Below are 15,593 nucleotides of genomic sequence, written 5' to 3' on the forward strand. Positions count from 1 at the left end.
TAAACCACGGTTAAGTGGTTTTTATTTTGTTATTGAACTTTATCTTTAATTAGTTTTAGTACTAACTAAAAGTATAATTAAAGGATAGATATAAAAAGGTGAATTTTAATGAGTCAAAGATTAGATCATTATTTAAAAAATACTAATCAATGTGAAACACGATCAAAAGCAATTGATTTAATTAAACGTGGTTTTGTATTTGTTAATAATTTACAAATATTAAAACCATCATTTTTAGTTCAAGAAAATGATTTTGTAGACATTAAAAATAATGAAAATAATTTTGTTTCTAAAGGTGGATATAAACTCTTTAAAATTATTCAAGAATTAAATTTAAAAATTAAAGATTTTATAATTGCTGATTTAGGAAGTTCAACAGGCGGATTTACTGATTGTTGTTTACAATTAGGCGCTAAAAAAGTTTATGCAATTGATGTTGGTGTTGATTTGTTACATCCTAACTTAAAAAATCATCCTAAAATTGTTAATTATGAAAAAACTAATGTTAAAAATTTAGATAAATCATACTTTTTAGAAGAACTAGACTTAATAGTTGGTGATTTATCATTTATTTCTTTAGAACAAATCTTTCCAACAATTGAAAAAATTTCTTCATGCAAAACACTTCTTTTGTTGTTAATAAAACCCCAATTTGAATTAGGAAAAGATATTGCTAATAAATATAAAGGGATAATTAAAAATAAAAACCTACAACAATTAGCTATAAACAAAATAATTAATTTAGCAAATAATTATGGTTTTAAATATAAACACTTAACACCTACTGATATTTTTGATCAAAAAAAACAAAACCAAGAATATATGATATTTTTACAAAAATATGCAAAGTAGTTGTCAAAAAATTATTATGCATCTTGATATTGATGCTTTTTATGCAACAGTTAGTGAATTATTACACCCTGAATATAAAAATTTCCCAATTGCTGTTGGATCATTAAATTCACGTACAGGTATTATTTCTTCACCAAATTATTTAGCACGTTCATATGGTGTTAAATCAGCAATGCCTATCTTTTTAGCAAAAGAATTGTGCCCAAATTTAATTATTCTCCCTTGCGAACATGATATTTATCAAACTTATTCAAATCATTTTTTTCAAATTGTTAATAAATATTGCAATAAAGTCGAAATAACTTCAATTGATGAATGTTTTATTGATGCAACAAATTCTATTAAAAAATATCACAATAATGTTCGTTTATTAGCTGCTAAAATTCAAAATGAAGTTAAAAACAAATTAAATCTTAGTATTTCAGTCGGTATTTCTTTTAATAAAACAATTGCAAAAATGGCCACTGAATTAAATAAACCTTTTGGTATATCAATTATTGATGAAAATAAAATTACTAATCTAATTCATGAATTAGACATTAGTAAAATTCCTTTTATTGGCGAAATAAAATCACAAGAGTTATATGCAATCAATATTTTTAAAATTAAAGAATTAATTGCATCTAACAATAAACAAAAAGCATCATTAGTTTTAGGGTCAATGTATCAAAATTTAGTAAACGATTTAAAAGGTTTAAACGAAATTAAAACAATCGAAGATGATATTTACAAATCTATTTCTCACTCAAAAACATTTAATGAAGATTTAAATGATTTTTATGAAATTTCTAATGAATTAAATGAATTAATTTCAAATGTTGTGAACCGTTTAAAAAAACATAATTTAATGACTAATAATATTAGTATTAATATTAAATACCCCAATTTTCAAACAAAAGTCAAGCAAAAACGACTAGATTATTATACTGATGATTATCAAACTATTTTCTTAGCAATTAAAAATTTATTTAAAAAAGTTTATAAAGATGAATTAGTACGTTTGATTGGCGTTTCATTAAATAAATTAGTACCAAAAGAAAGTGTTAAAAAACAATTATTTTTATTTGATTAGTTGATTATTTTTTAAAAACTCAATTCCTTTAGCTGTAATTTTACGACCTCTTAAATTTTTGTTAATAAAATGGTGTTGAATTAAATAAGGTTCAATTTTGGTTTCAATTGTATATTGATCTAAACGTAAAATTTGTGCAATTGATTTTAAACCAATTTCATTTTCTTGTTGGTATAAAACATTTAAATAATTAATATCTTGTTCTTCTAATCCAAAATCATAAATTTGAATTTTTTCAAAAATATTTTTAATATTATCAAATCCATTAATTTTAAAATCAACAACTCGTTTTAATAAGCGGTTAGCTAATCGCGGAATACCTTTAGCACTATTGGCAATTAAATCGATTTCTTGATCATTTAAATTAATCTGAAAGTGGATTTGATTATTTTTTAAAATGATTGCTGCAATCTCAGATGTTTCATATTCGCTTAAATAAAAAACATGACCAAAACGTTCTTCTAAAGGTTTAGGAATTTTTCCAAGCATTGTTGTTGCACCAATTAATGTAAAATGTGGAACTTTTAATCTTGTCATTTTAGCATTAAAATCCTTACCAATACTAATATCGATACAAAAATCTTCTAATACAGAATAAAGTGTTTCAAATGCTGCTAAACCACATGCGTGAATTTCATCAACAAAAATGACATCATTTTCTTTAATTAAAGATAGTAAATTAATAATATCCACAGGTTTATTTAATAAATTCCCTTGTGTCATATGACAATCAACGCCCATTTCATTAGCAATAATTGTTGCTAGAGTTGTTTTTCCAGTTCCAGCTAATCCATGTAATAGTGTATGATCAAAACTACTTTTTAAGCGTTTAGTAGCATTTAAATAAATCTTTAAATTACTTTTTAATTGGTCTTTACCAATAAAATCTTTTAGATACTGAGGACGAAATTCATTATTAGTTTTCATGGCGTAAAGAAATTTCTTTAATAGCACATCCTATAATTTCACTAATATCAATGTTTTGCTGTGTATCAACTTTAACTTTAGTGATTGCATATTCAATATCTTTTTTATCATAACCTAAATTTTCAAGACCAATACTTAATTCTTTAGCTCAAGGATTTTTCTCACTAACTTTATTGATATATTTATAGTTTAGTTGATCGCAAATTAAATTAGCACTGCGTTGGTTAACACCTTTAATAGTTGCTAAAAAATCAACATCTTTAGTAGCGATCGCATCAATTATTAAGTTAATATCATATTTTAAAATATTAATAGCTGTTTTTGGTCCAATAGAATTAATACTAATTAAATCAATAAATAATAATCGTTCATTATAAGTGCGAAAACCATATAAATCTTTAATAATTAAATTTTTATTAGGCATTATACTAGCATACTCATATAAGTATAATTTACAAAACTTATTGACTTCTAATTCATAATCTTTTGGCACACGAATTTGATAACCAATAAAATTGTGTTCACCAATAACAACGTTTGCATTCGCATAAATAACTTTAAAAACCAAATAGTTCATTTTATAACCACCTCATTAAAGAGTTAGTAAAAAATTTATGATTTTGATATTTTTTTATTAACTTTAGCTTTTTTAATAAATTTATATAAATCAGTAACTAAAAAATAACCAAAACCAAACATGCCAATAAAACTACCTAAATAAATACTAAACGCTCGTCAAATAAAAATAATATTATTAACATCTTGAGTTGATAAATAATTCATTGCATAACGAATTTGATGTTGATCATTTGCTAAAAAAATTCGCAACATGTATTGAATTGAGCCTTCAGAACCTGGTAGAGGAACGAAATTGGTTGCTGTTACTGCAACGTTAGTGTAATTAAACAAATCAAAAAAGACATTGTGGGGATTAGATTCAATTAAACGATATGAAATATACATTAACGCATAAATAGCAACGTTATATACTATCCCAATAATAAATGCAACTAATGAAACACGTAAATTTTTAAAATAAATTAAATAAATAGCTTTAAAACTAGTGTTTTCATCGCTTTTTTGAATTAATTCAGCTTTTGATAAATACTTGAATTTTAAAATTTTTTTAACTCAATTAAAAACCAATGCTAGATTAAAATGTAATTTTTTAGAAAAGCCTAAAATAAAATAAACACCAGTCATACACAAATCAACAATAACACCAACAACAGCTAAATAATAATAAAATGGTAAAGCTGTTTTATTTTCAACTGCATAAGTTATTAACTCATAATTAACATAAATAAATGATGGAATCGTTACTATCACTTGTCCTAGTTCATAAAAAGTTGAAGAAACAAGTAATAAAGCCGAAACTTTTTTTAAATTATGATATCCATTTTTATTTAAAAAATAAATTGAAAAAGGCTCACTACCAACAGAAAAAGGCGTTACAGCGTTTAAAAAAATTAAACTAAAACTATATAAAATTCACTTTCATCAATCTATTTTAACTTGATTTTTATAAGCATCAAAAACTGCTATAATTGTAAACATAAAAGCTCTAAAAAAACTAAAACCAATAAGAATTAACAATCATAAAACAGCTAATTTAATTGTTTTTAAGCTATTAGAAATTTTCATAAATAAATTATGAAAATCAATATCTAAAATAAATAAAATTGAAACAATGATCATTAATAAACAAACTAGTAAACCAATTGATAAAAAACAAATATTTTTTTTGGTTCAAAAATTTGTTTTTTCACTAAGATTATTATCTGCCATTTTTTAAAGACCTTTATTATAACTATTAAAATTATATAATTTATTAATAAACTAAAAAAAAATAGAAGGGATAATTTCCCTTCTAAAAAATGATTAAAACTCTTTATTTTGAAGATTTATTGGCTGATTCAGTTTCTCATCATGTCTTTTTTAAAACTGGATTAGCTTTAAATTCTTCTTCACTTATAATTGTTTTTAATGATGTTTGTTGTTCTTCATCCATACTATCAATAGCAACTATGGCTTGATCAATAATTTCATTAGTCTTTTTTTCCAATTGTTTTTCATGCTTTTTAGCAACTAAATCATGACCATGAAGATGACGTTGAGCCTTGTGTTTGTTGTGATGATTGTCTGGATCTGCATGTTCGTATTCTTCTTCTATGAAATATTCATTGTGAGTGAATTCTGAAATTTCAGGTGCTAATAAACGTTCATCATAAACCATTTGTGCTAATTCTGCTTCATCACGTTTGTTTCAAACACTAACATATTTTGATAATCAACTAAAATCATTTTGATCATCATTAATTAAATTTTCTTTTTCAGAAAACATTGATTCTAAAAATAAGTTTTCAGCATATACTTTTTGGTTTGAATAAATATTTTCAAAAATTGGTTCTTCAAATTCAAAAGCTACAGGAGTAAATGATGTACGCTTTAGAGTTGGTTCTTCAACTTCATAAACTGGTGGAGTAATTTCTTCGTTTTCATCTTGAATAGGTTCATTATCTTCAACAATTTGTTCTTCTTGTATTGATTCAATAGGTGCACTTTCGTATTCTTCACTAACCAATTCTTCTTGGTCATTAACTGGAGTTAATAATACATCGCTATTATCTTCTAAAACTTGTGGTTCTTCTATTGTAATTACTTCTTGTTGAACGTTTGTTAATGCTAAATTACGTAAGCTTTTAATTGTTTTTGTGTAATCAACTCACATAAAAACACCACAAACTTTACATCTTACTTTAACTTTTTTAGTAACAATAGTTTCATCATATAATTGATAAATGCTTTTATCATCGTGCGAAACTTCATCATTTACTGTATTTTGATTTGTTGATAATTCTTGATTTAATTTATTCTTTTTACTAAATAATCCCATAATTTAACTCCAAAAATTAATTGTTTTCTAATTTTAAATTTTAAACTTCTATAATTAATTTAAATTATATATGAAATAAACTTTTTTAATCTATTTTATTAATGTTAATAAGCTCGTGCGAATAAAGTTAATTTGTTTGTTTTTTTATTTGTATAAAAACATTGTCCACTTTGAGTTTCATCAAAAATACAACGAGTTGATGCATTTGTTAATAATTTAATTTGTTCATCATCTTCTTTTGAACCATCAAAAAAAGCTTTAGCCATTTTATTTTGAGCAATTACTTGTTTTAGTTCTTCAATACTATTTACAAAAACAATTGATTCATCTAATTGTTTTTTTGCTTTTTGATAAATATTTGTTTTAATATCTAGCAATAATTTTTTAATAGTTGATTTTAAATCAATTAAATTAACATTAATTTTTTCATGTGTATCACGACGAACAAGTACAACTTGTTGGTTAGCAAGTTCTTTAACACCAACTAAAATACAAATTGGTGTTCCCTCAATTTCTTGTTGTGCTAATTTATAGCCTACACCTTTATCACTATGATCTTCAAATAAACGATAATCACTTAATTCATTACGAATTTGTTCACTAATTGTTAATAATTGTGGATTTTTATTAGCAAAGATCGATAAAATAGCGATTTGGTTAAAAGCAATATCTGGAGGTAAAATTAAACCTTGATCATCAGCATGAACCATAATTAAAGCACCAATAATACGTGTTGATAAACCAGCTGACATTTGATGTACATAATGCATTTGATTATCTTGGCCTTGAAATTTAATATCATAAGCTTTAGCAAAAAATTGGCCTAGATAATGACTTGTTGCTGATTGCAAGGCTTGCCCATCTTGCATCATTGCTTCGATTGTATATGTTTTTTGAGCGCCGGCAAAACGTTCTCATGGTGTTTTTAAACCTTTAATAACAGGAATGCATAAATAGTTTTGAACAAAATCAGTGTATACATCTAAAATTGTTTTAGCAAACTCATCAGCTTCATGTTCACTTGCAAAAATAGCATGTAACTCTTGTCAATGAAATTCAGCATTTCTTAAGAATGGACGTGTTGTTTTTTCAGCACGCATCACTGAACATCATTGGTTGTTTTTAATAGGTAAGTCATTATAACTATTAACAATATTTTTAAAATAGTTACAAAATAAAATTTCACTTGTGGGGCGTATAGCATAGGGATTGTCAAGCTTTTTATCACCAATTTGGTTTACCATAAACAATTCAGGTGCAAAACCTTCAATATGATCTTTTTCTTTTTGAAATTCACTTAATGGAATTAAAGTTGGCATAGCAAGATTGCGAACGCCATGTTTTTTAAATTCAAGATCAATTTGATTTTTAATAGCTTCTCAAATTGCTCAAGCATTTGGTTGGAAAACCATCATTCCCTTAATATCTGTATATTGAATTAATTTTGCATTATTAACAATACTTGTGTATCAATCAGCAAAATTCTCGTTTCTTGTTATAATTTTTTCTAATTTCTTAGCCATTTTATCTATTTATTCCTACTTTTTTATATTTAATTTTAATAAATATTTAATGTAATTTTATTGTTTATATTGCTCTAAACATGTTTTTAAAGCGTTTATTCCAATTCGTGCACAACGAATTCGATTCATTTGATTTTTTACATTATGAAAAGCGATTAGTTCTTGCATAATATCTTGGTTGTATTCTAAGCCTTGAATCATATTTAAATAATTATTAATTAATTCTAAAGCTTGCTGAAGATCTTGGTTTTTTACAAGCTCACAAATAATATCGGTCGATGAAGTAGAAATTGCGCAACCAGTACCTAAAAAAACAACATCAACTATTTTTTGATTAACTAATTTAACATAAACTGTAATATCATCACTACAACCCTCTGTTGTATTATGACATGATAAATAATCAGTTTCATTTTGTACAAAGCAAACTTTATTTTTAGGCCGTTCGTAATGTTTCATAATAATACTACGCAATGTTAGATTGTCATTGATATTATAAGATGCCATTTAATTCATCTCCTTTTTGATACTCTCTAATTGCTTGAACTAGTTTATCAACATCACTAAAATCATTATATATATAAAACGAAGCACGAATAGCACATTCTGTTTGAATGATGTTATTAATAATTTTTGCACATGATAATCCACTTCTAACAATAATATTTTTTGTTCCTAAATAACTAGCAAAATCTTGACAAAAAACACCTTCATAACTAAAAGTTATTGTACTCGATGTTGGATCTTGAACATATGTTTTAATTTGGGGAATTAAAGCTAATTGTTCGCGTGCGTATTGAGTAATTTTTAGTTCATGATCATGGATTTTCTCATAACCAATATCCATTAAGAATTTTAAAGCTGCATTAAAACCATAAAAACCAGCTACATGGGGAGTGCCACCTTCAAATTTCATATAATCATCATATAGTTGATAACTATCTAAATCAATACTAAAATTCATGCCGCCACCATATTTTAGTGGTTGTAATTTTTTAATCCACTCATTTTTAATATAAGCTACACCAATCCCTGTTGGACCAAGTAGTTTATGAGCTGAAAAAACCATAAAATCACTTTGACATTTTTCAACATCAAACATACGATGTTGAACACTTTGCGTTGCATCAACACATACTAAAATGTTAGGGTTTAATTGTTTGATATGTTTAATAATGACATTTTCATCTAAAATATTGCCAATTAAATTGCCGCCTGATGCAAAAGAGACAATTTTAGTTTTTGGTGAAATTGCATTTAAAAAATCACTAAGTTGAGGAAATTGGTTTTTTTGATTAGCAAAAACAATTTTAATACCAAGATCATCACGAAGTTTATATCACGGCAATAAATTAGAAGCGTGTTCAACGTAAGTTAAAACAATTTCATCATCTTTTTTTAAATATGGTCTTAGGCCATTAGCAATTAAATTCAAAGACTCTGTCGCCCCACTTGTAAAAACAATTTCTTCAAAGTCAGCGTTGATAAATTTAGCTACATTAGCCCTTGTTTCATACATGATTTTATGTGGATGAAAAGCAAAATTTGAATCACTATTATGGGGGTTAGTTGAATATTTTGTATAATAATCAACAATTGCATCAACTACTACTTGTGGTTTTAGTGAAGTTGCGCTTGAATCTAAATAAACAACATCTTTATTATTTTTAAATCAAGGAAAAAATTGTTTGTAATTATCCATAACACACCCCTACATATTTTTAAAAATAGCATTAATTAGTCACGACATTAGTAATGACTTAATTCGCAAAAAACAATACCCTCAATATTTTTTAAAGCTTTAACTTCGTGAAAATACCAACTTGCTTATATAGTATAATATTAAAATTATATTGTTTAAAACGATAAAATTATAATATATTATCATAACAAAAATGATATGGAGTTAGATTCATGAAACTTAAAAAAGTTCTTTTAACGAGTGCATTAAGTATCTTAGGTGTTGCATCGATTACAAGTTTAGTTGCTGCTTGTTCACAAACAAAAACAAAAGTTAATCAATACAAAGTTGTTATAAATAAATTAGATAGTTTAAATTTAACAAGTAATTTAAGTACAAAACAAGCACTTAAAAATGCCCTATTTTCAATGGAAGGGCAAAATGAATTTTTATTATCAAACGTTAAAAAAGTTGTTTATGATTGAGCTAAAAATAACAATGATCCTAAACTAGCACGCGCTGTTAGTGAATATGATACACAATTAGATGATCAACTAAAAAGAATTAAAGAAAATGTAAAAAAATCATATCCAAACGATTGAGAAACTGTTTTACAAAGTGAGTTATATGATAGCGAAGGTGGTAGCGAAAAATTATGAAAACAAGCCAAAGCTATTGATGAAGCATATAAAACAATAACTTCAACAATGTTTGATGATAATAATGATTGAATTAGTGTTTTAAATGAACAAAATCAACTTGTTGATGCTTATTCAAATGATGCTACTAAATTATTAGAAAATGAAAATGTTTTTAAAGCAACTAACATTGGTGAAAGAAATAAAATTGTCGCTAAAACTAATAATCCTTGACAAAAAGGATATGCTAATTTATTTGATTTTTTAATTGATGATTACATTAAATACAATTTACCCCTATCATTTGCTAATCTTGAATTTAAATATGATGATTTAAAAAACCAAAATATTTATAATAAAGAATTCTTTAAAAAGGTTCCTTCATCAGGAACATCATTTGATTTCCCTTGATTTGATCCTAAACCAGCTGATAACAAGTCAACTAATACAACAACTAATTATTTAGAAGTTGTTAAATTATTAAAAGAAAATAAGTACTTAGATCAAAAAGATAACACTAATAATATTGATAAAAAGTTCAATAACAATAATGATATTAACAAAAATCTAAATTTAAATGATTTTATTACACAAGATAGTACAAACTCAGTATTAGCTATTGGTTTATTAGCTAAATTTTTATCATTATTTGGTAATCAAAATTTTGGTATTCATCAATCAGATAATTTAGATGAAACAAGCATTTTAAATAATTTCATTAATAAAAACCAAAGTACTTCAAATTCAGATAGTGTTAATTTATTTTATCCTTTAGCTAAAAAAGATAAAACGGCTTTTTTAAATGATTTTAAAGGTGTTAAAGCTATTCGTCAAATTAATGATTTAAAAAATGAATATACTTTATTGCGTAATGAAAAAAGTGTTGATTTATGAGGAATTAATAATTTTAAAAGACTACAACAAGCAACTCAATTAGGTTTAAATGCCTTATTAACTGAACTAAAAAATGATTTTTTATACAATGGCGCATTATATTTAAATTCACGAAAATCAAGTAGTGTTAAAAAACAAGGTTTTGATATTAAAGCTAAAATTAAAGACTATTTTAATACTAATAAAGAACGTTTGTTAGCATCATATATTGCCACACACCAAAACGATTCAGACTTCTTGTTTAAATCAAATTTAAAAAGTCATGCTAAAGTTTTTTCATTCGATCAAAAAACAACCGATATTATTAAACAATATAACGAAATTCATTTACTAAATCATTATGATAATTTAGTACACAAACTAAATGATAAATTAATTAAGTTTAACAAAAAAACTTTTATTACACCTAATGTTGATAACTTATATGATAATGGTATTAACACACCAATTTATTTAAATAAAGACCAAAATCAACAAATTAGTTTATTTCAAACCCTAAAAACTAAATTGGTTGGCAATAAAAATCTTGTTGATGAAAATAAAAAATTATCAACAATGATTAATAATTATGTTGAATCATTTGATGTACAAAAGCATCTTGTTGCAAACAATCAAAAATCACAATCAATTGTTTTTGATGATTATATTATAAATAAAGTTTTCACTAAAGGAATTAATAGTGTTTTTGCTAATGTTATTAAACAAAAGCAAATTAAAAAAAGTGTTGCTAACTTCTTTGAATTTGCAGATTTTAGTTTTAAAAACAACCTTGTTGAAAATCAAGAAATATTAGCTGCCTTTAATCAAATTATTAAAAACTCAAGTGTTTTAGAAACTGAACAAACTAATAGTTTTAGTAGTTTTGATGATCTAAAAAAAGTTTATGAACAAGCTTTAAAATTATGAAATGAAAACTATACTAAAAATGGACCTTATAATCAATTATCAATTAATTATCAAAAATATCAAGCACTATTTGAGACATTAGCTGTTATTAGTTACTTATTAGATTTTAAAAACAATAAACCAACATATCAAAATTTAATTAATTACCTACTAAAACGTACTGCTAATCATCAACCTTTATTTATTGGTTGAAAAGCATTAAATGATACTACTAAAATCACTGATTTTGGTAAAGATTCTAAAAAAGATTTTAGTTTTAAAAAATATCAAGCAAATTTATATAATGGTCTTGATTTATATCAATTAAAAAAAGAAGATGTATATGAATTAGATCAAACTAGTCAAGAAGTTAAATTCAAAAAAACCTTTTTAGATGCACTAACTTACACTGATGATAAAGTTTATTGAAACTCAACAATTAATAAAGATGGTTCAATTTATAATAACTTTATTGGTTTAATTGATCAAAATAACCAAAAAAACAAACTAGGTAAAGCTTTTGAAAAAATCAATTTGTTTGATAAATTAGTTTATGCTAATAATCCAAGCACTCAATTCAAAGGTTCGTTATATGGTTATGGTAGCAAAGAAAATTTAATTAAAATATTAGATAAATTCACATCTTATCATGACTATCAAGCACTTTCTCAATTACTTTATAACTTGAATTTTAATAGCGAAGCAAATGCTGAGTTTAAAACAATTTTAGATAATAAAAAACAAGTTATTCCTGGTGATCAAAAAGATAATAAAGTAAAAAATATTGATTTAGCAACTAATGAAATAAAAGCTATTATGATTAAGGGAATTAATAAAATTCCTCAAACTGCTTTTGAAAGATTAGATTTAGATTTAGTTTATAACAAGTTAGATAAAAATGCTACACCATTAGTTAATAAAGAAAATAATAGCAATTTAAAATATGTACTTTTAGTGTCACAATTTAATGCAAATGATGTTCAAAATTTAGTGATTAACAATGAATTAAATCAAAGTGCAACAGGGTATTTAGGTTTATCAAAAAACCAATTTTATAACTTATTATTTGATTTAGCATTAAATGATCAAACTCTAAAAGTTGAAGCCTTTAGTCAAATTGAAAACGAACATAAAATTAAAGTTTATGATAAACGTTTAGCTAATAATAGTAATTTAAAAGGTTGAATTATAAATAATTTATAATGAACAAACAATTAGTACCATCACTTTTAGCATTTGATAAAAAACAACCTTATGAACAATTAAAAATCTTTCAAAAACATCATCTTCAAACAATTCATTATGATGTTATGGATTTAGCATATGTTAATAATACTGCTTTTGAAACTGAACATTTAGAATGATTGTTAAAAAATAATTTTTTAGTCCACATTCATTTAATGGTTATTAATCCATTACAAAAGATTAAACAATATTTTAAATATAAACCAACTCATATATCTTTTCATTTTGAAATGAATGATTATCAAACAAATTTATTAATCATTGACGAAATTAAAAAACATTCTATTTTTGCTGGCATTGCCATTCATCCACACTTATCACTAAATGATTACGCTTTTTATTTAAAAGAAGTTGATTATATTACTTTTATGTCTGTTGTTCCAGGTAAAGGTGGGCAATTATTTTTAGAAGAAAGTTTACTAAAGCTTCAAGAATTATATGATTATAAAATCAAAAATAATTTAACTTTTAAAATTGAAATTGATGGAGGTATTACTTTAGAGATAATTAAAAAAATTAATATTCCAATTGATTTTTTTGTAAGTGGTTCTTACTTAGTAAGAAATATTGAAAAATTAGATCAAATTATTAATGCATTCAATCAACTTGTTAATTAATATTGATTGAATATTTTATAAAGTTTTAGTTATTTTTTATCTTTTTTTCTATTTATATTTCTTTCATGGGTCTATTGTATTTTTCTTCATCCATTCACTGAATTTTAGAATTTTGTATACCATCTAAAAAAAACTAACAATTTTATTATCACGTTTAATTAAACCAATACGAACATCTCGATAAGCGCCATAAATAATTACTCCATCAAGTGCATTTTAATTTTATTACATGTTCTCCTGCTTTTAGAGTTGTTTTATTAGATAATCTTTAATTATTTTTGGAAAGAACATACTCTTCTGCATCATCAATAAATAATTTAATTTTATATTCTTTTGTTGTTGTAGGGTATTTTTGTTCTAAAATCGATACTCTTTTATAAATGAAATTCAAGGGAAAATTGCAACAATGTCATCAGAAATTTCTTTTAAAGTACTATATTCACATGCAGTCATTTTAGTTTTCATATATTCAATAAATACGCTAAAACTCGCTTCTGAGGCACAAATTAATTTAACTAATTTTTCTCAAACTAAATCTCTATCTCAATAATTTCATGGACATTTTCCAATTATTTTTCTTTCCATTATTAAATCTTTGAATTGTTTGATGCTAAAAATAGTGTTTTCATCATCAATCATTGATCTTGATTTAACATATTCTTCAGCTTCATAAATAGCATTAAAGATTTCATATTTTCTTGTTTGTTTTGGATATTTTTTAGCCAAAAAATGATATGCATCTATGAATGAAGTCCAAGGATAAATACCAACTAAATAATCAGAAATTTCTGATAGTACAAAATATTCGTAGCTAGTCATTTTGGTTTTCATGTATTCAATAAATCCACTAAAACTTGTTTCTGATTTGCAAATAAATGCAACTAAAGCATCTCAAATTGATTGTACTCCTAAATATAATTTAATATCACGATCTGCTTGATGTCGTTTTTTAATTATTTGCTTGAATTTTTTCATATTTATTTTCATATTTATTCTCCTTATTATTATTATTATTTTTACAACGACTTATTCAAGATGAATAGTTAACAAAAACTACTTTTCGTTTAAATTGATCAAAAACTTCTTTAGGCATAGGGCCATGCACTAAAATGACTTTTGGTTCTAAAACTTCAATCATTTTTCTTAAACCATTAACAAACATTGTTTTTTCAATTTTTGTTTTAATGCAACCATGTGTACTAACTGCATAAATACCTCGTTTTTCAAATCCTTCAAAACAAAAACTAAAACTTCGTTCATCCCCTCATCTTACATTTGGAATAACGTTAATGCCAAGTTTTTGTAAATATGCTGCTACTTTATGATTTTTAAACTTATTTACCATTTGTAAGCTAAGTGGCATATCAATATATAATGAAAGATCAAACGAAATAATACCGCCAAATTGTTTTAAAATGCTAACATACTTATTTGGATTATTAATTACTTGTTTAAAACTATTATCAAACATGTAAAAATGTAAAACTACTTTCTTTTTATCTATAATTTTATGATGTTTTTCAAATGGAACAATATCAATTGGAATGATAGTATTGTTTGCTTTAATAGTGTCAATATTTCAATTTTTGCTTTTCACCATAAAGTTAATTAAATTCATGTTTGGTAGCTCCTTGCATTTAAAATAAGAATTATTTTTTATGATATTAATTATTTTTTTGCTATTTTTCATTTGTTGTATAGCTCCTGTTCTTTATTTTTTTGTTAAAAAATCCTAATACTAAATTTGATATATCTAAAAAATTTAATTTATTTTTATTAGCAAAAATATCTACTTTAATTTGTTTATTATCATCATAAAATCAAATTGATAAAGGTTTTAGTTTTAAAATAATTTTTCGCATACATTTTTTAAAACATTTAATATTTAAATCATTGTTGATTTTATTGCGAATATCTATTGCATAAATTCCATATTTAAATAAACTTATAAGTGAATAATTAATTGACAAAAAATCATATCAATCAATTGTTGGGATTACAATTAAACCATGTTTTTGAAAAAAATAAATTAATTGTCGATTTTGGTAAATTTTATAAATATATTCAATAATATTTTCATTATCTTTAATATTAAGATTGGGCATGATTATTCCTTTGCAAAACTTTATTTTTGCAAACTTTTTATATTTAAAAAGTTTTAAATAATCTTCAAATTTTAGATTAACATCATAGAAATGAAAGAATAAATTTTCTAAATTATGAAGGTCTTTTATCTTGCTATTAAACGAAACAATGTTATTTAAATCACATTTTTCTTCCCTTTTAATTAAGGGAATTTCTAAGTCTGTAATAAATTTTGCATCTTTAAGAATTGATGCGAAAAATAAATCATCTTTTGTCAT

At 24.3% G+C, this 15,593-nt stretch carries 13 protein-coding genes and 1 pseudogene; 4 read left to right on the forward strand and 10 right to left on the reverse strand.

Features of this window, described 5'->3' with window-relative positions:
• Positions 1–108 precede the first annotated feature (108 nt).
• Both UUR8_RS02400 and dinB read left to right on the forward strand, forming a co-directional pair.
• Positions 109–852, forward strand: a complete 744-nt coding sequence (locus UUR8_RS02400) for a TlyA family RNA methyltransferase (RefSeq protein ID WP_004025828.1) — start codon at positions 109–111, stop codon at positions 850–852.
• The gene (gene dinB / locus UUR8_RS02405) at positions 842–1,924 is read left to right on the forward strand and encodes a DNA polymerase IV (RefSeq protein ID WP_004025858.1); all 1,083 of its coding nucleotides are present in this window, start codon (positions 842–844) and stop codon (positions 1,922–1,924) included. Before UUR8_RS02400 ends, dinB begins: the two co-directional genes overlap by 11 nt.
• On the opposite strand, the gene ruvB is transcribed toward dinB, so the two are convergent.
• From ruvB to UUR8_RS02440, 7 genes are all read right to left on the reverse strand, one after another.
• Complete coding sequence (ruvB, locus tag UUR8_RS02410; RefSeq protein ID WP_004025727.1) at positions 1,913–2,851, reverse strand: Holliday junction branch migration DNA helicase RuvB; 939 nt, start codon at positions 2,849–2,851, stop codon at positions 1,913–1,915. The genes dinB and ruvB overlap by 12 nt on opposite strands.
• Entirely contained in the window at positions 2,841–3,428 is a 588-nt protein-coding gene (gene ruvA, locus UUR8_RS02415) for a Holliday junction branch migration protein RuvA (RefSeq protein ID WP_004025753.1), read from the reverse strand. The genes ruvB and ruvA overlap by 11 nt, the downstream gene beginning before the upstream one ends.
• Before the next feature lie 35 nt (positions 3,429–3,463).
• Positions 3,464–4,639: a lysylphosphatidylglycerol synthase transmembrane domain-containing protein gene (locus UUR8_RS02420; RefSeq protein ID WP_004025522.1), complete on the reverse strand. Its 1,176-nt coding sequence runs from the start codon at positions 4,637–4,639 to the stop codon at positions 3,464–3,466.
• A gap of 103 nt (positions 4,640–4,742) precedes the next feature.
• Positions 4,743–5,747, reverse strand: a complete 1,005-nt coding sequence (locus tag UUR8_RS02425; RefSeq protein ID WP_004025521.1) for a hypothetical protein — start codon at positions 5,745–5,747, stop codon at positions 4,743–4,745.
• Between the two features lie 104 nt (positions 5,748–5,851).
• A complete protein-coding gene (gene proS, locus UUR8_RS02430; RefSeq protein ID WP_004026194.1) occupies positions 5,852–7,270 on the reverse strand; it encodes a proline--tRNA ligase in 1,419 nt (472 codons plus the stop codon).
• A 57-nt stretch (positions 7,271–7,327) separates the two neighbouring features.
• Positions 7,328–7,777, reverse strand: a complete 450-nt coding sequence (locus UUR8_RS02435; protein WP_004026189.1) for an iron-sulfur cluster assembly scaffold protein — start codon at positions 7,775–7,777, stop codon at positions 7,328–7,330.
• On the reverse strand, positions 7,764–8,972 hold the full coding sequence (locus tag UUR8_RS02440) for a cysteine desulfurase (RefSeq protein WP_004025870.1): 1,209 nt from the start codon (positions 8,970–8,972) through the stop codon (positions 7,764–7,766). The genes UUR8_RS02435 and UUR8_RS02440 overlap by 14 nt, the downstream gene beginning before the upstream one ends.
• 212 nt (positions 8,973–9,184) lie before the next feature.
• Here UUR8_RS02440 and UUR8_RS02445 point away from each other — a divergent pair, with 212 nt between their 5' ends.
• Both UUR8_RS02445 and UUR8_RS02450 read left to right on the forward strand, forming a co-directional pair.
• Complete coding sequence (locus tag UUR8_RS02445) at positions 9,185–12,571, forward strand: DUF3713 domain-containing protein (RefSeq protein ID WP_004026147.1); 3,387 nt, start codon at positions 9,185–9,187, stop codon at positions 12,569–12,571.
• Complete coding sequence (locus UUR8_RS02450; protein ID WP_004026029.1) at positions 12,571–13,230, forward strand: ribulose-phosphate 3-epimerase; 660 nt, start codon at positions 12,571–12,573, stop codon at positions 13,228–13,230. Before UUR8_RS02445 ends, UUR8_RS02450 begins: the two co-directional genes overlap by 1 nt.
• A gap of 268 nt (positions 13,231–13,498) precedes the next feature.
• On the opposite strand, the pseudogene UUR8_RS02455 reads toward UUR8_RS02450, so the two are convergent.
• The 3 genes and pseudogenes from UUR8_RS02455 to UUR8_RS02465 form a co-directional block, all read right to left on the reverse strand.
• A pseudogene (locus UUR8_RS02455) lies at positions 13,499–14,217 on the reverse strand (hypothetical protein).
• The gene (locus tag UUR8_RS02460; protein WP_004026169.1) at positions 14,180–14,848 is read right to left on the reverse strand and encodes a DUF4417 domain-containing protein; all 669 of its coding nucleotides are present in this window, start codon (positions 14,846–14,848) and stop codon (positions 14,180–14,182) included. Before UUR8_RS02460 ends, UUR8_RS02455 begins: the two are co-directional and overlap by 38 nt.
• A 61-nt stretch (positions 14,849–14,909) precedes the next feature.
• Positions 14,910–15,593, reverse strand: coding sequence for a DUF4417 domain-containing protein (locus UUR8_RS02465; protein ID WP_004025907.1), 684 nt, complete (start codon positions 15,591–15,593; stop codon positions 14,910–14,912).

The organism is Ureaplasma urealyticum serovar 8 str. ATCC 27618 (genome assembly GCF_000169535.1).
GTDB lineage: Bacteria > Bacillota_I > Bacilli_A > Mycoplasmatales > Mycoplasmoidaceae > Ureaplasma > Ureaplasma urealyticum.